The 20,440-nt window shown below is 69.3% G+C and carries 16 protein-coding genes and 1 tRNA gene; 11 read left to right on the top strand and 6 right to left on the bottom strand.

Features of this window, described 5'->3' with window-relative positions; translation table 11 throughout:
* Positions 1-27: 27 nt before the first annotated feature.
* Positions 28-903, bottom strand: coding sequence for a spermidine synthase (locus CCK91_RS09315; protein WP_086473732.1), 876 nt, complete (start codon positions 901-903; stop codon positions 28-30).
* Between the two features lie 61 nt (positions 904-964).
* On the opposite strand from CCK91_RS09315, the gene CCK91_RS09310 reads away from it, so the two are divergent.
* From CCK91_RS09310 to CCK91_RS09295, 4 genes are all read left to right on the top strand, one after another.
* Positions 965-2,764, top strand: coding sequence for an ABC-F family ATP-binding cassette domain-containing protein (locus CCK91_RS09310; protein ID WP_086473731.1), 1,800 nt, complete (start codon positions 965-967; stop codon positions 2,762-2,764).
* Positions 2,765-2,902: 138 nt separating this feature from the next.
* Positions 2,903-3,811, top strand: coding sequence for a MetQ/NlpA family ABC transporter substrate-binding protein (locus CCK91_RS09305; RefSeq protein WP_086473730.1), 909 nt, complete (start codon positions 2,903-2,905; stop codon positions 3,809-3,811).
* Between the two features lie 104 nt (positions 3,812-3,915).
* Positions 3,916-4,944, top strand: coding sequence for a methionine ABC transporter ATP-binding protein (locus CCK91_RS09300; RefSeq protein ID WP_086473729.1), 1,029 nt, complete (start codon positions 3,916-3,918; stop codon positions 4,942-4,944).
* A gap of 1 nt (position 4,945) precedes the next feature.
* Entirely contained in the window at positions 4,946-5,605 is a 660-nt protein-coding gene (locus CCK91_RS09295) for a methionine ABC transporter permease (protein WP_064296483.1), read from the top strand.
* A gap of 124 nt (positions 5,606-5,729) precedes the next feature.
* Here the strand turns inward: CCK91_RS09295 and CCK91_RS09290 are convergent, their stop codons facing one another.
* The gene (locus CCK91_RS09290; protein ID WP_064296482.1) at positions 5,730-6,224 is read right to left on the bottom strand and encodes a MarR family winged helix-turn-helix transcriptional regulator; all 495 of its coding nucleotides are present in this window, start codon (positions 6,222-6,224) and stop codon (positions 5,730-5,732) included.
* Between the two features lie 102 nt (positions 6,225-6,326).
* On the opposite strand from CCK91_RS09290, the gene CCK91_RS09285 reads away from it, so the two are divergent.
* The 3 genes from CCK91_RS09285 to CCK91_RS09275 all read left to right on the top strand — a co-directional run bounded on the left by CCK91_RS09285 (position 6,327) and on the right by CCK91_RS09275 (position 8,940).
* Positions 6,327-6,398, top strand: a tRNA-Gln gene (locus CCK91_RS09285).
* A 47-nt stretch (positions 6,399-6,445) separates the two neighbouring features.
* Positions 6,446-7,927: a bifunctional UDP-N-acetylglucosamine diphosphorylase/glucosamine-1-phosphate N-acetyltransferase GlmU gene (glmU, locus tag CCK91_RS09280; RefSeq protein ID WP_086473728.1), complete on the top strand. Its 1,482-nt coding sequence runs from the start codon at positions 6,446-6,448 to the stop codon at positions 7,925-7,927.
* Positions 7,928-7,962: 35 nt separating this feature from the next.
* Positions 7,963-8,940, top strand: coding sequence for a ribose-phosphate diphosphokinase (locus CCK91_RS09275; protein WP_086473727.1), 978 nt, complete (start codon positions 7,963-7,965; stop codon positions 8,938-8,940).
* Between the two features lie 74 nt (positions 8,941-9,014).
* On the opposite strand, the gene gndA is transcribed toward CCK91_RS09275, so the two are convergent.
* The gene (gene gndA / locus CCK91_RS09270) at positions 9,015-10,475 is read right to left on the bottom strand and encodes an NADP-dependent phosphogluconate dehydrogenase (protein WP_079001993.1); all 1,461 of its coding nucleotides are present in this window, start codon (positions 10,473-10,475) and stop codon (positions 9,015-9,017) included.
* Between the two features lie 267 nt (positions 10,476-10,742).
* Here gndA and CCK91_RS09265 point away from each other — a divergent pair, with 267 nt between their 5' ends.
* The 3 genes from CCK91_RS09265 to pth all read left to right on the top strand — a co-directional run bounded on the left by CCK91_RS09265 (position 10,743) and on the right by pth (position 12,739).
* Positions 10,743-11,246 carry a gluconokinase gene (locus tag CCK91_RS09265; protein WP_229938709.1) on the top strand — a complete coding sequence of 168 codons (504 nt, stop codon included), beginning with the start codon at positions 10,743-10,745 and terminating at the stop codon, positions 11,244-11,246.
* A gap of 174 nt (positions 11,247-11,420) precedes the next feature.
* Entirely contained in the window at positions 11,421-12,029 is a 609-nt protein-coding gene (locus CCK91_RS09260; protein WP_086473726.1) for a 50S ribosomal protein L25/general stress protein Ctc, read from the top strand.
* 128 nt (positions 12,030-12,157) lie between these two features.
* The gene (gene pth, locus CCK91_RS09255) at positions 12,158-12,739 is read left to right on the top strand and encodes an aminoacyl-tRNA hydrolase (RefSeq protein WP_086473844.1); all 582 of its coding nucleotides are present in this window, start codon (positions 12,158-12,160) and stop codon (positions 12,737-12,739) included.
* A gap of 7 nt (positions 12,740-12,746) precedes the next feature.
* Here pth and CCK91_RS09250 read toward each other — a convergent pair whose 3' ends face one another.
* From CCK91_RS09250 to folP, 3 genes are all read right to left on the bottom strand, one after another.
* Entirely contained in the window at positions 12,747-14,789 is a 2,043-nt protein-coding gene (locus CCK91_RS09250) for a DUF7933 domain-containing protein (protein WP_086473725.1), read from the bottom strand.
* Positions 14,790-14,901: 112 nt separating this feature from the next.
* Positions 14,902-15,654, bottom strand: coding sequence for a pyrimidine reductase family protein (locus tag CCK91_RS09245; protein WP_086473724.1), 753 nt, complete (start codon positions 15,652-15,654; stop codon positions 14,902-14,904).
* A gap of 22 nt (positions 15,655-15,676) precedes the next feature.
* Complete coding sequence (gene folP, locus CCK91_RS09240) at positions 15,677-16,609, bottom strand: dihydropteroate synthase (RefSeq protein ID WP_086473723.1); 933 nt, start codon at positions 16,607-16,609, stop codon at positions 15,677-15,679.
* Positions 16,610-16,742: 133 nt separating this feature from the next.
* Here folP and mfd point away from each other — a divergent pair, with 133 nt between their 5' ends.
* A complete protein-coding gene (gene mfd, locus CCK91_RS09235; RefSeq protein WP_086473722.1) occupies positions 16,743-20,354 on the top strand; it encodes a transcription-repair coupling factor in 3,612 nt (1,203 codons plus the stop codon).
* The last annotated feature ends 86 nt before the right edge of the window (positions 20,355-20,440 follow it).

Here is a 20,440-nt window from a genome sequence, read left to right as displayed (position 1 = left end):
GGGAGGGCCCCGGTGACGGTCTGGTCGTCAGTCCCAGCGGGGGTCGTCGGGGTCGGGGGAGTCTTCGCCGTCGGCATCGGTCATGACCGTCGCCCCGTCGATCCAGGCCGTCAGGGCGTCACCGTGCAGTTGCTCAGGGGCGGGAGCGCCGAAGAGCTGCGGGTGCGTCACAGCCGCGAGCGGTGCGTCGCTCGCGAAGACGACGACGTTGCCGAGCGGCCCCTCGTCGTCGACCGGATCGAAGTCGAGGACGACGGCGACATGTGCGAATACGGCTCGCAGGGTCGCCGCCTGGCGTCTCGAGTAGTCGAAGGGGCTGCCGTCGAGGAGGTTCACCGCAATCACGCCGTCGTCCGCGGACCGCGCTGCCACGCGGCGGTAGAACTCGAGGCTCGCGACCCGACGGTGGATCACCGCGGCGTCCCAGAGGTCGACGACGGTCACCTTCGCGTCCCGCCATGCCGTGACGTCCCCGTCGGTGGCAGCGATTTCGTCGATCGGCTCGTCCGCGACGGCCCTGGCGTCACCGAAGCGGACCTCGACCCGGTGGCCGTCCGGGAGCGGCAGCGCCTCCAGCATCCCGGCGTACAGCTCCGGCTCGAACTCCACGACGAGTTGCGGCGATCCCGGACGCGTCGCCTGGACGTAGCGGGGGAGCGTCAGCGCGCCGGCACCGAGGTGGACGACGACGAGCTCCTCGCCCGCCGGCGCCTCGGCGTCGATCACGCGGGCGATGTGCCGGATGTACGGGTACTCGAGCGAGCGGGGGTCCGCGAGGGAGACCACCGACTGCGGGATGTCGTCGACGCTGAGCTCGTAGCGCTGCGTCCGCTTGTCGAGGAGGGTGATCCGGGCGTCGCGACGGCCGAACGGGAGTCGGCGGGAACGGGAGAACAGAGGCACCCGTGCAGCCTACGGTGCACGGGCGGTGGTCGACGCCCGGGCCCGGTATCGTTGACCGGATATGGCACACCTTCTCGGCGCTGAAGCGCTCAACCTCGAGTACCCGACCAAGGTCGTCTTCGACGGCATCACGATCGGGGTGAACGAGGGCGACCGCATCGGCATCGTCGGCCGCAACGGCGACGGCAAGTCCACGCTCCTCGGCCTCCTCGCCGGCCGCAAGGAGCCCGACTCCGGACGCGTGACGGTGCGCAACGGTGTCACGGTCGGCGTGCTCGACCAGTCCGACACCCTCGACCACGACAAGACCGTCGGCCAGACCATCGTCGGCGGATTCGACGAGCACGAGTGGGCGGGCGACCCGAAGGTCCGCGACGTCATCTCCGGCCTCGCCTCCGACATCGCCTGGGACGCCCTCGTCGCCGACCTCAGCGGTGGTCAGCGCCGCCGGGTCGCCCTCGCCGCCCTGCTCGTGGGCGACCACGACATCCTCTTCCTCGACGAGCCCACGAACCACCTCGACGTCGAGGGCATCACCTGGCTCGCGCAGCACCTCAACCGTCGCTGGTCGAAGAACTCCGGCGGCCTGCTCGTCGTGACCCACGACCGGTGGTTCCTCGACGCCATCTGCACGGCCACGTGGGAGGTGCACGACCGCATCGTCGAACCCTTCGAGGGTGGGTACGCGGCCTACGTCCTGCAGCGCGTCGAGCGCGACCGCTCCGCCGCGGTCTCCGAGGCCAAGCGCCAGAACCTCATGAAGAAGGAGCTCGCCTGGCTGCGCCGTGGCGCTCCCGCCCGCACGGCCAAGCCGAAGTTCCGCATCGAGGCCGCCAACGCGCTCATCGCCGACGAGCCGCCCGTGCGCAACACGGTCGAGCTGGCCGGCATGGCGACCGCCCGCCTGGGCAAGGACGTCGTCGACATCCTCGACGTCACCGTGTCCTACGGCGACCGGACGGTCATCAAGGACGTCGAGTGGCGCATCGCCCCGGGCGAGCGCACCGGCATCCTCGGCGTGAACGGCGCCGGCAAGTCCACCCTCCTCGGGCTCGTCACGGGCGAGGTCGAAGCGACCGAGGGTCGCGTCAAGCGCGGCAAGACCGTGCAGGTCGCGACGCTCACGCAGCAGCTCGACGAGCTCGCCGAGTACGAGCAGGACCGCGTGAGCGACGTCATCGGGCGCAAGCGCACGAGCTACGTCGCCGGCGGCAAGGAGATGACCCCGGGACAGCTCCTCGAACGCCTCGGCTTCACGAGCGCGCAGCTGTCGACGCCGGTGAAGGACCTCTCGGGTGGTCAGCGCCGCCGCCTGCAGCTCCTGCTCATCCTGCTCGACGAGCCGAACGTCCTCGTGCTCGACGAACCGACCAACGACCTCGACACCGACATGCTCGCCGCCATGGAGGACCTCCTCGACTCGTGGCCGGGCACCCTGCTCGTCGTCTCGCACGACCGGTACTTCCTCGAGCGGGTGACCGACCAGCAGTACGCGATCATGGACGGCCACTTCCGGCACCTGCCCGGCGGCATCGACCAGTACCTGGAGCTCAACGCCGGGACGGCCGGCAGCCGCTCCCAGGAGCACGACCGCCCGACGGCCTCAGGCGGTGGCCCGACCAAGAAGACACCGAAGCTGAGCGGTGCAGAGCTCCGGAACGCGCAGCAGGAGATCAAGGCGATCGACCGCAAGCTCCACAAGCTCAACGGTCAGATCGAGCAGGCACACGAGAAGGTCGCGGTCCACGACCAGAGCGACTTCGCCGGGATCACCGCGCTCGGCGCCAAGATCCAGGCCATGTACGGCGAGATCGCCGACCTCGAGGTCCGCTGGCTGGAGCTCTCCGAGCTCGTCGAATAGCCCACTCACGGCGACCGGATCACCTCGTTCGTCGCTCTGTTCCGAAGTGTTACGCACCGGTTCGTCATCCCTGCTAGGCCGACGTACCGTCGAATCAGCGTCCACCGGCGCGCACCACCCGAAAGAGGAATCACAGCAATGACCTTCTCGAAGAAGCTTCTGGCCGGACTGGCCATCATCCCCGCCATCGCGCTCCTCGCCGGATGCGCCGGCGGCTCAGGCTCAGGCGCCGCCGCTGAAGACAAGGGCACCGAGGCGAACCCCGTCAAGATCGGCGTCGTCGGCGCGAGCGACCCCTACTGGGAGACGTACAAGGACGCCGCCGAGAAGGAGGGCATCTTCGTCGACATCGTCGACTTCGGCGAGTACACGCAGCCGAACCCGGCGCTCACCGAGGGCGAGATCGACCTCAACCAGTTCCAGCACATCGTCTACCTCGCGCAGTACAACGAGGCCTCCGGTGAGGACCTCACGCCCATCGGCTCGACGGCGATCTACCCCCTCGGCCTCTACTCGACCAAGGTCGACAGCGTCAAGGACATCAAGAAGGGCGACACGATCGCCATCCCGAACGACGAGAGCAACCAGGCTCGTGCGCTCCTCGTCCTGCAGTCCGCAGGCCTGCTGGAGCTGAAGGACGGCGGGAACATCTTCTCGACGCCGGACGACATCATCGCCGACAAGTCGAAGGTCACCGTCACCTCGCTCGAGGCTTCGCTGACGCCGACCTCGCTGCCTGACGTCACCGGCGCGATCATCAACAACGACTTCATCAACGACTCCGGTCTGAAGGCGTCCGACGCGATCGCCGAGGACGACCCGTCCGACCCGAACGCGCTGCCGTATGTCAACATCTTCGCCGCGAAGGCCGCAGACGCCGACAACGAGACGTACGCGAAGCTCGTGAAGATCTACCAGGACACGAAGTCCGTCGTCGACGGCGTCGTGGAGAACTCCGGCGGTACCGCGGTTCCGTTGAAGACCCCGGTCAAGGACCTCGTGAAGTCGCTCGAGACCGTCCAGAAGGACATCAAGGCCAAGGGCTGATCCGACGTTCAGAGCGTTCCTGTGGGAGGCTGTCATCCGCTCCCACAGGAACGCTTCGTCGTTCCACCGCCTCCTGATCACACGACACACCGAGGACACCCCCCATGCCACTCGTCAGCCTCCGAGACGTCGCGAAGCGGTACCCGTCTCCGCAGAAGGGCGCCGCGCCGATCGCCGCGATCGACGGCGTCGACCTCGACATCGAGGCCGGTGACGTCTTCGGGATCATCGGCTACTCGGGTGCCGGTAAGTCGACCCTCGTGCGCCTCATCAACGCGCTCGAGCCCGCGACGTCGGGGAGCATCGTCGTCGACGGCACCGAGGTGACGACGCTCTCGGAGCGCGGCCTCCGCGACCTCCGCCTCGGCATCGGGATGATCTTCCAGCAGTTCAACCTCTTCAACTCCAAGTCGGTGCGGAAGAACATCGCGTACCCGCTCGAGGTCGCCGGACGTCCCCGCGCGGAGATCCGCACCCGCGTCGACGAGCTGCTCACGTTCGTCGGGCTGTCCGACAAGGCCGACAACTACCCCGACCAACTCTCCGGCGGGCAGAAGCAGCGCGTCGGCATCGCTCGCGCGCTCGCGACCTCGCCCCGGATCCTGCTCGCGGACGAGGCGACCAGCGCCCTCGACCCCGAGACCACGCAGGAGGTCCTGGCGCTGCTCAAGCAGGTGAACCGCGACCTCGGCGTGACCATCGTCGTCATCACCCACGAGATGGAGGTGATCCAGTCGCTCGCGACGAAGGTCGCCGTCATGGAGCGCGGCAAGGTCATCGAGCAGGGCGACGTCTTCGAGGTGTTCTCCGACCCGCAGCACGCCGCGTCCAAGCGCTTCGTGTCGACGGTCATCAAGGGCGTCCCGTCGCCGGCCGAGCTGGCGGTGCTCAAGGAACGGCACGTGGGGCGCATCGTCACCCTCTCGTTCCGCGACGGCGACGCCTCACAGGCCGGCGTCTTCCTCACGCTCGCGCAGGCGGGCGTCGACTTCGAGCTCGTCTACGGCGGGATCAACGACATCCAGGGTCGCGCGTTCGGCCACCTGACGCTCGCCCTCCGCGGCGACGACCAGACGATCGACGGAGCGCTGACCGCCATCGGATCCCAGGCGACCGTGACGGAGGTGCGCTGACATGGACGCACTGATCGATCTGCTCCCGAAGCTCGGCGACGCGACCGTCGAGACCCTCTACCTCGTCTCCTTCAGCCTGCTCTTCGGCGGGATCGCAGGGCTCGTCGTCGGCACCGGTCTCTACGTGACGCGGCCCGGCAACTTGTACTCGCACCCCGTGCTCTACGGCGTGCTCAACGTGATCGTGAACATCTTCCGGCCGATCCCGTTCATCATCTTCCTCGCGGCCGCCCAGCCGCTGTCGCGACTCGTGATCGGCACCGGCATCGGCGCGAACGCGTTCATCTTCATCATCTCCCTGGCGGCGACCTTCGGCATCAGCCGGATCGTCGAGCAGAACCTGCTGACGGTGTCGCCCGGGGTCATCGAGGCCTCGCGTGCCGCGGGAGCGAGCCGGCTCCGGACGCTGCTGAGCATCGTCCTTCCGGAGGCGCTCGGTCCGCTGATCCTCGGCTACACCTTCGTGTTCGTCGTCATCGTCGACATGTCGGCGGTCGCGGGCTTCATCGGCGGCGGTGGGCTCGGTGCCTTCGCGATCCAGTACGGCTTCCGGCAGTTCGAGCCGGTCGTCACGTGGGCCGCGGTCATCATCATCATCCTGCTCGTCCAGCTCATCCAGTTCTTCGGCAACTGGCTGGCCCGGAAGATCCTCCGGCGCTGATCGGTCCCTGAGTCACCCCCACCCGGTCCCTGAGCCACCCCACCCGGTCCCTGAGCCACCCCACCCGGTCCCTGAGCTTGTCGAAGGGCGCACTTCGACAGGCTCAGTGACCGAGCGTGCTCCGCTAGTCGAAGTCGAGGCTGAGCTTCCGCAGCAGGACGGTCAGCCGCGCCTGTTCGGTCGAGCTCAGCCCGTCGAGCAGGTCCGCCTCGGCGTCGACGAGGCGCGTGATGGCCGCATCGACCGTGTTGAGTCCCGCGTTCGTCATCTGCACGAGGATGCCGCGGCCGTCGTTGGGGTCGCCCTGGCGTTCCACGAGTCCGCGCTCAACGAGGCGGTCGATGCGGTTCGTCATCGTGCCGCTCGAGACGAGCGTCTGGAGCAGCAGGGCCTTCGGACTCAGCCGGTAGGGGGAGCCGGCGCGACGGAGCGCCGCGAGGACGTCGAACTCCCACGGCTCGAGGTTCGACCGGGTGAAGGCCGCCCGACGTGCGCGGTCGAGGTGGCGGGACAGCCGGGCGACACGGGAGAGGATCTGGAGGGGCGAGAAGTCGAGGTCCGGGCGCTCGCGGTTCCAGGCGTCGACGATCCGGTCGACCTCATCGGTGCTAGCTGGCATCCCACCATTATCGAGGCAACGCTCGTGTCGTATCGGATCCGAGTCGGCAGCACAGGATCCGTCTGGCAGAATTGACCACGCTGCCCGGCCTCCGGGTGGTGGTCCGCCATAGTGTAACGGCAGCACGGCAGCCTTTGGAGCTGTTCGGTCCAGGTTCGAATCCTGGTGGCGGAGCGACCGATCACCGACCGGGCCAGTGCCCGGACCGAGGGAGAGCACACGTGACCGACGACCGTCTGGCCATCATCATCCTGGCTGCTGGCCAGGGAACCCGCATGAAGTCGGCGCTGCCGAAACTCCTGCACCCGCTCGGCGGCGTGCCGATCGTCGGCCACGTGCTGGCGACCGCCCGTTCGCTCGACGCTGGGCACGTCATAGCCGTCGTCCGCCACGAGCGCGACCGCCTCGTCGAGGCCATCGAGTCGGAGCTCCCGGGCGCGACCATCGTCGACCAGGACGAGGTGCCCGGCACCGGTCGCGCGGTGGAACAGGCGCTCCTGGCGCTGCCCGACGACTTCGACGGTGACGTCCTCGTGGTCAACGGCGACGTCCCGTTGCTGAACGCCGCCACGCTCACCACGCTCATCGAACGCCACCGCAACCACGATGTCGCGGCGACCATCCTCTCTGCCATGCCCGACGACGCGACCGGCTACGGACGCATCATCCGCACCGAGGCCGGGGCACTCGACTACATCGTCGAGCAGAAGGACGCGACCGATGCCGAGCGGGCTGTGAACGAGATCAACGCCGGGGTCTACCTCTTCGGCGTGAGCCAGCTCCGCGACGCCCTCGCCGAGGTCACCACCGACAACGCCCAGGGGGAGAAGTACCTCACGGACGTCATCGGCCTCCTGCGACGCGCGGGCTCCGAGGTGTCGGCGCTCCCTGTGAGCGACTCCTGGCTGGTCGAGGGCATCAACGACCGCGCCCAGCTGAGCGCCGCCGCGGCCAAACTGAACGCCCTCCTCGTGCGCGCCTGGCAGCTCGCCGGCGTGACCGTCCAGGACCCGGCCACGACGTGGATCGACATCAAGGCGCGGCTGCACGCCGACGTCACCCTGCTTCCCGGGACGCAGATCCTCGGCGCGACGGTCGTCGAGTCCGGTGCGACGATCGGTCCGGACACCACGCTCATCGACACCGAGGTCGGCGCTGGTGCGCGCGTCCGCCGCACGGACGCGACGCTGTCGGTCATCGGCGCCGGTGCCGAGGTCGGGCCGTTCGCCTACCTACGACCAGGCACGGTGCTCGGCGAGCGCGGCAAGATCGGCACTTTCGTGGAGACGAAGAACGCGCAGATCGGCGAGGGCAGCAAGGTCCCGCACCTCAGCTACATCGGCGACACCGAGATCGGCGTCGAGTCGAACGTCGGTGCCGGCACGATCACCTCGAACTACGACGGTGTGCACAAGCACCGCACGACCATCGGATCGCACGTCCGCACCGGCGCGCACAACACGCTCGTCGCCCCGGTCAGCGTCGGCGACGGCGCCTATTCCGGTGCCGGCACCGTCATCCGCAAGGACGTCCCGGCAGGGGCGCTGGCGTTGACGGTGGCTCAGCAGCGGAACGTCGAGGGCTGGGTCGAGCAGAAGCGCCCGGGCACGGCTGCCGCGACGGCCGCGAGCGCCGCATCGGCGACCCCGGCCGTCGATGCCGTGTCGGACGACGCGGCTGCTGCTGGTAACGTCGACTCGTGAGTGAGGCCGGAGCATTCCGGCAGAAGGCAGGGTCTGTGTCAGGCATCACGGCGGACAACAAGAAGCAGCTGGTTCTCGTCTCCGGACGAGCCCACCCGGAACTCGCCGAGGCGATCGCGGCGGAGCTCGACTCCGAGCTCCTCCCCACCGATGCCAGGACCTTCGCCAACGGCGAGATCTACGCCCGGTACGACGAGAGCATCCGCGGCACCGACGTCTTCGTCATCCAGTCGCACACCGCTCCGATCAACGAGTGGCTCATGGAACAGCTCATCATGGTCGACGCGGCCAAGCGGGCGAGCGCCAAGCGCATCACCGTGGTCGCCCCGTTCTACCCCTACGCGCGCCAGGACAAGAAGGGTCGCGGACGCGAGCCCATCTCGGCCCGCCTCGTCGCCGACCTCTTCAAGGCCGCCGGCGCCGACCGCATCATGTCGGTCGACCTCCATGCCGCGCAGATCCAGGGCTTCTTCGACGGCCCGGTCGACCACCTCTTCGCGATGCCGGTCCTCCTCGAGCACTTCCGCGCCAAGCTCGACGCCTCGACGCTGACGGTCGTCTCGCCCGACATGGGCCGCGTCCGCGTGGCCGACATCTGGAGCGACAAGCTCGGAGCGCCGCTCGCCATCATCCACAAGCGCCGCGACCCGCTGGTCCCCAACCAGGTCAGCGTCCACGAGATCGTCGGCCAGGTCGAGGGGCGGGTCTGCCTGCTCGTCGACGACCTGATCGACACCGGACGCACGATCGTCAAGGCTGCCGAAGCGCTCAAGAACGCCGGTGCCATCGGTGTCGTCGTCGCGGCCACCCATGCGGTGTTCTCCGACCCGGCGGTCGAACTCCTGCAGAGCGACGCCATCGACTCGGTCGTCGTCACCGACACCCTGCCGGTCGTCGAGGCCAAGCGCTTCGACAAGCTGACCGTCCTCTCGATCGCGCCGCTCATCGCCCGGGCGATCCATGAGGTCTTCGACGACGGTTCCGTGACGAGCATGTTCGACGGCGCTGCGTAGCCCGTCACCTTCCGCTGGTACGCAGAACGCCCGGTCCGACTCGGACCGGGCGTTCTGCGTCTGCAGGCCGTGAGCTAGTGGCTCGAGCCCGCCTGCTCGACCTCACTGCGGTCGCCCGACCAGAGGGTGTGGAACGTGCCGTCGAGGTCGACGCGCTTGTAGGTGTGCGCGCCGAAGAAGTCACGCTGGCCCTGGACGAGCGCTGCGGGCAGACGCTCGGCGCGGAGTCCGTCGTAGTACGACAGCGACGACGAGAACGCCGGCGAGGGGATGCCAGCCTGGGCGGCTGCGACGACCACGCGGCGCCAGCTGTCCTGCGCCTCCGCGACGGCGTCGCTGAAGTAGGGCGCCGTCACGAGGGCGACCAGCTCGGGGTTCTCCTCGTAGGCCTCGGTGATGCGGTTGAGGAACTGCGCACGGATGATGCAGCCACCACGCCAGATCTTCGCGATCTCGCCCTTCTTGATGTCCCAGCCGTACTGCTCGGCACCGGCGACGATCTCGTCGAAGCCCTGCGAGTAGGCGATGATCTTCGACGCGTAGAGCGCCTGGCGCACGTCCTCGACGAACTGGTCGGGGTCGGCGACGGTCCACTCCTCGGAGGGACCGGCGAGCTCGCGGGCCGCTGCGCGCTGCGCCGGCTTCGACGACAGCGAACGGGCGAACACGGCCTCCGCGATGCCCGACACCGGGATGCCGAGGTCGAGGGCCGTCTGCACGGTCCACGCGCCGGTGCCCTTGGCGCCGGCCTGGTCGAGGATGACGTCGACGAGCGGCTGCCCGGTCTTCGCGTCGACCTGCTTGAGGACCTCGGCGGTGATCTCGATCAGGTAGCTCTCGAGCGTGCCGCGGTTCCACTCGGCGAAGATCTCCGCGATCTCGGCCGGCGACTTGCCGGTGCCGCGACGGATGAGGTCGTAGGCCTCGGCGATGAGCTGCATGTCCGCGTACTCGATGCCGTTGTGGATCATCTTGACGAAGTGGCCGGCGCCGTCGGTGCCGACGTGGGTGACGCAGGGCTCACCCTCGGCGATCGCGGCGATCGACTTGAGGATGGGGCCGAGGGTCTCCCACGCTTCGGCGGAGCCGCCCGGCATGATCGACGGTCCCTTGAGGGCGCCTTCCTCGCCGCCGGAGATACCGGCGCCGACGAAGTTGATCCCCGTCTCGCGGACGGCCTTCTCGCGGCGGATGGTGTCGGTGAAGAGTGCGTTGCCGCCGTCGACGATGATGTCGCCGGGCTCGAAGACCTCGGTGAGCTGCTGGATGACGGCGTCGGTGCCCTTGCCAGCCTGCACCATGATGATCGCGGTGCGTGGCTTCGAGAGCGACGCGGCGAACTCCTCGATGGTCTTCGACGCGACGAAGCCGGCCTCGGGGTGCTCGCTCACGAGCAGGTCGGTGCGTTCGGGGGAGCGGTTGTACACGGCGACCGTGTTGCCCTCGCGGCTCGCCAGGTTGCGTGCGAGGTTGCTGCCCATGACGGCCAGACCGACGACGCCGATGTTGGCGCGAGCTTCGGCGGTGTTCACCATGTGGTTCTCCTTCAGAGTGGGTGATGCGGGAAGCGTTCCGAGCGCTCAGGAGTCGTTGGGGGCGGCTGCGGGACAGCGGCGACACCCTCGTCGATCCGGGCACGGCCCGTCCTGCAACCGTAGCAAAGGGAGGTGTCGCTGCACCTCTCAATGACCCCGCGTGCAGGTGAGGTCCGAGCGGACCGTCCGGGGGTGTCCGGTATCGTGCTGTGCGGGTCGGACGAGCCGGCCGCCCGGCCATCGGCCGGAGACCACAGGGGGTTCCGTGTGAATGCACCGCTCGTCGTCGTCATGGGCGTGTCCGGGTCCGGGAAGAGCACGACCGGAGTGCTGATCGCCGACCGGCTCGGGGTGCCCTTCGTCGACGCCGACGCCCTGCACCCGCTCGAGAACGTGCGGAAGATGGCCGCCGGCACGCCGCTCGAGGACCCCGACCGCTGGCCCTGGCTGGCCCTCGTGGGCAAAGCACTCGCCGACGCCTCGGACACCGGGCTCGTGATGGCCTGCTCCGCACTCCGACGGGCCTACCGGGAGGCGATCCTCGCGGAGGCGCCCGGGGTGCGGTTCGTGCTCCTCCACGGCTCGCGCGAGGTGCTCGGACGCCGCATGGAGGGCAGGAGCGGTCACTTCATGCCGCCGTCGCTCCTCGACTCGCAGTTCGCGCTCCTCGAGGACCTGGACGCCGACGAACCGGGGTTCGTGGTGGACGTCGACGCCACCGTCGACGAGATCGTGGACGAGGCGGTCGCGGGCCTCAGCGCGGTGCGATAGACTCTCCCACTGAACTTCGGCGAGGGAAGCGGCCCGTGGCAGCTTCCGTGATCGACGCGGTGGTCTGGCTTCCGGCTTTTCCTCACGCAGATACGCGTTCGAGTTGACTCATCCATTCCGCCGCGCATCGTCGCGGCACGACCAACCGGGTGCAAGACCCGTGAGGAGAACATCATGTCCGATGACCTGAAGGTCACCGCGGAACTCCGCGAATCGTTCGGCAAGGGCGCAGCCCGCAAGCTCCGTGCCCTCGGCAAGATCCCGGCCGTGCTCTACGGCCACGGCACCGAGCCCGTGCACGTCTCGCTGCCCGGCCACCAGATGCTGCTCATCCTCCGCAAGTCCAACGCGGTGCTCGAGCTCGACATCGCCGGCACGGGCCAGCTCGCGCTGGTCAAGGACGTCCAGAAGGACCCCGTGCGCCAGATCATCGAGCACCTCGACCTCATCGTGGTCAAGAAGGGCGAGAAGGTCCAGGTCGACATCCCCGTGACCATCGAGGGAGAGTCCGCCGCCGGCACCATCCTCAACCAGGACGCCACCACGGTGAGCCTCGAGGTCGAGGCGACCCACATCCCCGAGCGCGTCACCGTCAGCGTCGAGGGCCTCGAAGAGGGCGCCCAGATCCTGGCCGGCGACCTCGAGCTCCCGAAGGGCGCTTCGCTCATCACCGAGGCCGACGTCCTCATCGTCGCGATCACCGTCCCGGCCGCTCCGGCGGACGAGGAGACGGAGGCCGCTGAGGCCGCCGCCGAGGAGACCGCAGCCGAGGCCGCGGAGTAGTCAGCACTCCAGCAGACGAACCTGTCGCCCGCCCGCCCCGATAGTCTCGGTGCATGGCAGGCGGCAGGTTCGCTCGGTTTCTGGCCGGTCTCACCGGTCGCGCCGAGGCGTTCGATCAGGAAGGCAGCATGGCTGCAGACACGTGGCTCATCGTCGGACTCGGGAACCCGGGCGAGCAGTACGCCCGCAACCGGCACAACGTCGGGCAGATGGTCCTCGACGAGCTCGCGAAGCGGATCGGCGGAACCTTCAAGACCCACAAGGGCAACGCGCGCGTGGCCGAGGGGCGGCTCGTGCCGGGTGGCCCGAAGCTCGTCCTCGGCAAGCCGAACAGCTACATGAACCTCTCAGGCGGCCCGACCGCCGCGCTCGCCCAGTTCTTCTCCGTCGACCCCGACCACGTCATCGCCGTCCACGACGAGCTCGACATCCCCTTCGACTCGATCAAGCTCAAGCAGGGTGGTGGGCACGGTGGGCACAACGGCATCCGCGACATCGCCTCAGCGCTGAAGACCCCCGAGTTCCTGCGCGTCCGGGTCGGCATCGGTAGGCCGCCGGGCCGTCAGGACGCCGCCGACTTCGTCCTCAAGGACTTCGCGGGAACCGAGCGGGAGCAGCTTCCCATGCTGGTCTCCGACGCGGCCGATGCGGTCGAACTCCTCGTGAACGAGGGCCTGTTGGCTGCACAGACCCGGTTCCACGGCGCCTGACGCCCGCTCAGCCGAGCGGTGAGCGGACGCGTCGGCCCCGGCGCGTGCCGGCGCCGACGAGCACCGCGCCCACCAGGAGCAGTCCGCTGATGAGCAGTGCGGTGGAGAGCGGGACCTCTGCTCCCGTCCGGGCCAGCGGCGCCTGCGGATCGAGTGGCGCGACCCTCCACACGATGCCGAGCGAGGTGTGGAGTGCCCCCGTCGAGACGCGGGGTGCGTCCGGGAGCGGTAGACGACCGGTGTCGGCGGCGGTCACCGACCCGATGGCGGCGTGGTCCGACGCGCGCGAGTACCCGGTCAGGACCGCCTCGAACGCGTGGGCGAACGAGCCGTCGTCGAGCGCGGCCGGCGTCAGGACGAGCGGTTCGGTACTGGCGCAGACCGTCGAGGTGCCAGGCTCGATGAGCTCGCTGGTGCAGGTGAGGCGGGTGTCCGGCGTCTCCGCGAGCGTGATGTCGCCCAGCGCGTTCGCGCCGGTGTTGGTGACCGTCGCGATGACGCGCAGCCGGTCACCCGGGTCGGTCGTGACGGTCTCACCCTCGACCGGAACCCATGATCCGTCGGCACCCTGGATCTCGAGGCGGACGGTGCCCTCCGCGGCCAGCTCAGGGACGAGCACGCGGTAGGTGGTCTCGTCCGTGCTGCTGAGTTCAGAGGCGGTCTGTTCCACGCGGACGACCGCTTCGCCGGACTCGACGGTCACGGTGCTCGTGCAACTCCAGCGGCCGGACGCGTCGACGGTGGTCTCACACCGGGTGTGGCCCTCGCCGTCGCGCACCGTGATGTCGGCGCCCGGCTCGCCCGTTCCGGCGAAGGTCGGTCGTGAGGACTCCACGAGGGCATCGGACACCGGGCTCTCGATCGCGACCCGGTCGATGGCCGTCAGGGCCGGCTGTGAGCCGATGTCGAGCCCGCGGACGGCGTCACCCGTCAGGGCGACGGTCAGCGCGCCACGAGCGACCGGTGTGGCGTCGACCTCGATCGTGCAGGACTCCTCGCCTGTCGCGAGGTCGCCGGTGAACGCGATGTCGGCCCCGGACGCCGGAGCGGTCACCTCCGCCGTGCAACTCGCGCTGACGCGCGGATCGGCGGCGACCGCGAGTCCACCGGGCAAGGCCGTCTGCACGGACCAGCCGGCCTTCGCTGCGAGTTCCGGGGTGTTGCGCACGAGGAAGCGGAGGCGGACCGTTTCACCGACGACAGCGGTGTCCTCCGACAGCTCGACATCGAGGGTCGGGGTCACGTCGATGATGCTCAGATCGTCGAAGGCGTGATCGTTCCCGAATCCGCTGCCCTGCTCGTTGCGCATGACGACACCGATCGAGGTCGCGTCCACCAGCATCGAGGCATCGGCGGTGAAGTGCCCGGCACGAGCGGGGACGCCGCCGTGGCTGAACGATTCGGCACGGTCGTCCGTGCACGGGTCGATCGCCTGCTCGGACACCGGGTGTTCGACGCCGTCGGGGGTCAGCAGCGCGAGCTGCAGGGCGGTCGGGACCGTTGCGAAGCAGTTCAGGGACGCGACGTTCACGGAGGCGGTCAGGAAGCGGCCGGAACCGGTCGCGAGTGGGACCAATGTGGTCGTCTCGAGCTCGACCGCGCCGTCGGGACCGTTCGTCTGGGTGTAGGCCGCAACGACGGAATTGGACCTCGGATCGGTGCCGTTGAGGATACCCAGCACTCCGGCGAGGGCTCGGACGTGCGCCAGAGCGCTCGGAGCGTCCAGACAGTCGCCGGGCTCGGCGCCCGTCATGGAGGCGGACAGGATGAAGCCGTTGCACGCCGCTCGGTCCGTCCAGAAGTCGTCGGCGTCGAACCGCAGGTCCGAACGGCCCAGGTAGTCGCGGACCGACATGGGCGTACCGGTGTCGGGTGCGCGTTCGAAGTCCTCGTGGAAGACCTCCCCGCGTGGAGCACCCGCTGCGTCGGTCGTCGGCTCGGAAACCGACGCTCCGGCCGCTGACGGCTGGATCATCGAGAGCGTCCAGCCGACCGCCAGCACGAGGGTCGCGGTCAGGATCGGACGGAGTGGGCTGGTCGAAACGCGCATGCAGCATCCCAAGAGATCATCGGATGGGGGGAGGCCGCCAGCGTAGCAGTGCTGGTCTACTGAGATATCAGACGATCGAGGGGTGGGTGTCGACGGCGCGGAAGCCGACGGCTCAGGCTCGCATGTACCGCGAGATCAGGAGGTCGTCCGCGCGCAGGAGGTGCTGCAACCGCATCGCTCGCGGCACCTCGGACGCGGGACCTGCGGCGACCCGGACGCTCTCCCCGCCGACGAGGGTCGGACTGATCGTCAGACAGAGTTCGTCGACGGCGTCGGCAGCGATGAACGAGCCGAAGAGCGCCGGACCGCCCTCGCACAGGATCTGCCGCAGGCCACGGTCGGAGAGCGTCTGGACGACACGCGCCGGTTCGACGTGTTCGTCGCCGCATGCCACCACGTCGGCGACCGCCTCGAGTGCCGTGCGCTTCGCGGGGTCGGCGCGGTCGGTCGTCACGACGAGGGGCCGGACCGGTGCCTGGGTGAAGACCTCCGAGCGGAGATCGAGGTCGAGCGAGCCCGACACGATCGCGAAGACCGGGTGCAGGGGGAGGTCGTGGTCGTCGCGCCACGCCGCGGCGTCGACATCGAGCCGCATGGCACCGTAGCCCTCGTCGCGCACGGTCCCGGCACCGACGAGCACGACGTCCGCGAGTCGACGCAGGATGTCGAACACGGTCTTGTCGGCCGGGTCGCCGAGCCCGCCGGAGACGCCGTCGACGGTCGCCCCACCGTCCAGGCTCGTCACGAAGTTCACGCGGACGGTCGTGGCGGATCGGTCCTCGACGGTGTACGCCGCCACGAGTTCGTCGACCGACAGCGGTCGGTCCTGCGTGGGGACCAGGCTCGTGATGCTGGGGATGCTCATGCGACTCCTCGAGGGTTCCGGATCAGACGTTGTGGACGGGCGCCACCGGCCCGCGGAAGCCGAGGATCGCCTCGGTCATCCGCACGGCCGCGATCGACTCTGGTACGGCGTGCATCCGCACGATGCGGGCGCCGAGGAGGATGCACGCCGCCGCAGACACCAGGGAGCCCTCGAGGCGTTCCGACTTCGGTCGGTCGAGGGACTCGCCGATGAAGTCCTTGTTCGAGACCGCGGCGAGCGTCGGCAGCCCGAGCGCGGCGATCTCGTCGAACCGACGGGTGAGTTCGAGCGTCTGCACGGTGTTCTTGTTGAGGTCGTGCCCGGGGTCCACGATGAGCCGTGACTCGGGGACGCCGTGTGAGATCGCGAGGTCGACGCGGGCCGCGAGGAAGGCTGCGACCTCACCGGCGACGTCGTCGTAGTGTGGGCGGGGATGCGGCTGCCTCGGCCTGGCCAGACTGTGCGTGATGACGAGGGTGGCGTCGCTCGCGGCGACGACGTCCGCGAGAGCCGGGTCGTGGATCCCCGTGGTGTCGTTGATGACGGAGGCGCCTGCCGCGATGCAGGCCTCCGCCACTTCGGGGCGGAAGGTGTCGACGGAGATGACGACGTCGCTCCGTGCGGCCAACGCCTCGACGACGGGGAGCACGCGGTCGAGTTCCTCGGCGCTGGGGATCTCCGGCCCCGGGGCGAACTTGGCTCCGCCGATGTCGACCCAGTCGGCGCCCTGTTCTGCGGCGCTCACGGCGGCGTCGACGGCTCGGTCGAGTGAGAACGTCGCGCCCTGGTCGAAGAAGGAGTCCGGGGTGCGGTTGATGATCGCCATGACCGCGACCTGCTTCGAGAAGTCGAACGTCCGCGCTCCGATCCGGCGGATCGGCTGACGGATCGGGGGGAGCGGGAAGCCGCCGGTCCGTTCGGGGTGTCTGTCTGACCGGGTCTCCGTGCTCGTCATGGGTCAATCATGACGCGTCCGGCGCGCGAGGATGCCGCGTGACGCGTCGTCGCAGCCGATTGACAGCGGTGCCTGGCGGTGACCGACCGGCGATCGGGTCATGGGTGTCGGTGGCTCGGCGTAGGCTGTCCCGGTGACGCTTCAGGGTTTGACTCACGCGCTTCGGCGCGCCGCAACGATCGACGATGCCCTCGCGTACGCGGGCAAGAGCGCGGACTTCTCCGTGATCGACGGGCTGCGTGCACCGCTCCTCGCGGCGCTCATGGACGAGCGTGGTCGGCAGGGGGCCGCCCAGGCGGCCCTCGTCGTCACCGCGACCGGCCGCGACTCCGAGCGGCTCCGCTCCGCGCTCAGCGACCTCATGCCCGAGGCCGAGATCGTCGAGTTCCCGGCCTGGGAGACTCTGCCGCACGAGCGCCTCAGCCCGAGCGCCGAGATCGTCGGCCGACGCCTGGAGGCGCTGCGGCGGCTCGGCGCCTGGACGGGGGAGCGGCCGTTCCTCCTCGTCGCCTCGGTGCGCGCCGCGCTGCAACCCGTGGCCGACAACCTCACCGAGACCGCTCCGATCGAGCTCGTCCAGGGCGGTCGCGGACACGACCTCGCCGCGATCGCGCTGCGCCTCGTCGAACTCGCGTACACCCGGGTCGACATGGTGTCGCGGCGTGGCGAGTTCGCGTTGCGCGGTGGCATCCTCGACGTCTTCCCGCCGGTCGCCGACCACCCGTACCGCGTCGAGTTCTTCGGCGACGAGGTCGACGGCATCCGGGCGTTCTCGGTCGCCGACCAGCGCTCACTGCCCGAGCCGGTCGACGCGATCCGCCTGCCGCCCTCTCGGGAGCTGCTCCTCAGCCCGGCTGTCCGGCAGCGCGCCGCAGAGATGCAGCACGAGTTCCCGAGCCTCACCGGCATCCTCGAGAAGATCGCGGAGGGCATCGCGGTGGAGGGCATGGAGTCGCTCTCCCCGGCCCTCGTCGACCGCCTCGTCCCGATCACCCACTACCTGCCGGATGGAGCGGCGGTCGCCGTCGTCTCACCGGAGCGCGTCGTCACGAGGTCGATCAGCCTCGCCGAGACGAACCGCGAGTTCCTCGCCGCCGCATGGAGCGCCGCGACCGTCGGCGCGAACGCGCCGATCGACCTCGCCTCCGGCGACTTCATCTCGCTGGGCGCCCTGAAGGAGTCCGTCACCTTCAGCGCTCCCGGCCAGCCGGCGCCCGACCACCCGTGGTGGACGTTCAGCGGCTTCCGCGCCGGCCCCGACGTCGAGACGCTCCCGGAGCACCTCGAACTCGACGAGCTCCTCACCGTCACGGTCGACGGCGACACCGTGCCGAGCTTCCACGGCAACGTCGAGGGCGCCATCGAACACGTCGCCGACCGCATCCGCGAGGGGTGGACGGTCGTCGTCGCCGCCCGCGGGGTCGGTCTCGTCGAGCGCGCGGCGGACGTCCTCGCCGAGCACGAGATCGCCGCACGCATGGTCGACGAGCTGCCGGCCGATCCGGAGCCCGGCGTCGCCTACCTGCTGCAGGCCGACGTCGAGGGCGGCTTCGAACTCGAGACGTCGAAGCTCATGCTGCTCGGCGAGACCGAGTTCTACGGACGCACCGCCGGGTACGACTCGCGCCTGGTCAAGAAGCTCGCCACCAGACGCAAGAACGTCGTCGACCCGATGCAGCTCCGGTCCGGCGACTTCGTCGTGCACCAGACCCACGGCATCGGCAAGTTCGTCGAGATGACCCAGCGCGAGGTCTCGAGCGGTGGACGCAACCCGGTGAAGAGCACCCGCGAGTACCTCGTACTCGAGTACGCACCCTCCAAGCGCGGCTACCCGGGCGACAAGCTGCTGGTCCCCACGGACCAGCTCGACCTCCTTACCCGCTACGTCGGTGGCGAGGCTCCGCAGCTCAGCAAGATGGGCGGCAGCGACTGGTCGCAGGCGAAGAGCAAGGCGCGCAAGGCCGTCCGCGACATCGCCGTCGAGCTGGTCAAGCTCTACTCGGCGCGCATGGCGTCGAAGGGGCACGCCTTCGGTCCCGACACCCCGTGGCAGCGCGAGCTCGAGGAGGCGTTCCCGTTCGCGGAGACCCCCGACCAGCTGCAGACCATCGACGAGGTCAAGGCCGACATGGAGCGCGAGATCCCGATGGACCGCCTCCTCTCCGGCGACGTGGGGTTCGGGAAGACCGAGGTCGCCGTCCGTGCCGCGTTCAAGGCCGTCCAGGACGGCAAGCAGGTCGCGATGCTCGTGCCGACCACCCTGCTCGTCAAGCAGCATTTCGAGACCTTCCAGGAGCGGTTCGCCGGGTTCCCCGTGCACCTGCGGCCGCTCAGCCGGTTCCAGTCCGACAAGGAGGCGCGGGAGGCGCTCGCCGGACTCGCCGACGGCACGGTCGACGTCATCATCGGGACGCACCGTCTGCTGACCGACAAGGTGCACTTCAAGGACCTCGGCCTCGTCATCATCGACGAGGAGCAGCGGTTCGGCGTCGAGCACAAGGACGCCCTCAAGAAGCTGAAGACGAACGTCGACATCCTGGCCATGAGCGCGACCCCGATCCCGCGCACGCTCGAGATGGCGGTCACCGGCATCCGGGAGATGTCCACGCTCGCGACGCCACCGGAGGACCGCCACCCGATCCTGTCCTTCGTCGGTCCGTACAACGGCAAGCAGGTCGGCGCGGCGATCCGGCGCGAGCTCCTGCGCGAAGGCCAGATCTTCTTCGTGCACAACCGGGTCTCGTCCATCAGCCGCGTCGCGGCAGACCTCGCGGAGCTCGTCCCCGAGGCGCGCATCGCCATCGCCCACGGGCAGCTCGGCGAGGCCGCGCTCGAACAGGTCGTGGTCGACTTCTGGGAGCGCCGTTTCGACGTCCTCGTCTGTACGACGATCATCGAGACCGGCCTCGACATCTCGAACGCGAACACGATCATCATCGACCGCGCCGACAAGTACGGCCTGAGCCAGCTGCACCAGCTGCGGGGTCGTGTCGGTCGCGGCCGCGAGCGCGCCTACGCGTACTTCCTGTACGACGAGCACAAGCCGCTCTCCGAGACCGCCCACGACCGGCTCTCGACGATCGCGGCGAACAACGAGCTCGGCAGCGGCATGCAGGTCGCCCTGAAGGACCTCGAGATCCGTGGCGCCGGCAACATGCTCGGGGGCGAGCAGGCCGGCCATATCGCGGGCGTCGGCTTCGACCTCTATCTCCGCATGATCGGCGAGGCCGTGTCCACCTTCCGTGGCGACGTCGCCGAAGGGCAGACCGAGCTCCGGCTCGAACTGCCCGTCGACGCACACATCCCCGAGGAGTACGTCGACAGCGAGCGGCTGCGGCTGGAGGCTTACCAGAAGCTGTCGGCCGCGTCCGGACCTGCGGCCAAGGACGGCCAGATCGACCTCGTGATCGACGAACTCACCGACCGCTACGGCGAGCCGCCGGCGCAGGTGAGCACGCTCATCGCCGTGTCGCGGCTCCGTCAGCGTGCGCAGCGCTCGGGACTCAGCGACCTCATCGCCGTCGGACCGAACCTGCGGGTCACGCCTGCGGACCTCCCCGACTCCATCCAGACGCGGCTGCGCCGCATGTATCCCGGCGCGAAGTACCTGGCCCAGACGAACACCGTCATCGTGCCGTTGCCGCGCGTCGGCGACGAACCGCTGGCCGACACCGACCTCATCGCCTGGGTGCAGCAGTTCCTGAACGCGATCTACCCGCTGCCGGAGGGCTCGACGTCGTCCTAACGGGCAGCCGCAGATGGGCCTGCGGGACGACATCGTCGGTACCCGCGGCCGATCCGACGGTCGTCGTCCATCCCTAGCGTGGAGGG

Origin of the sequence: Plantibacter elymi (nom. nud.), assembly GCF_900177795.1 — a bacterium.
GTDB classification, from domain to species: Bacteria; Actinomycetota; Actinomycetes; order Actinomycetales; family Microbacteriaceae; genus Plantibacter; species Plantibacter elymi.
The sequence above is the reverse complement of the archived record's forward strand: the minus strand, read 5'-3'. Positions and strand labels throughout refer to the sequence as shown.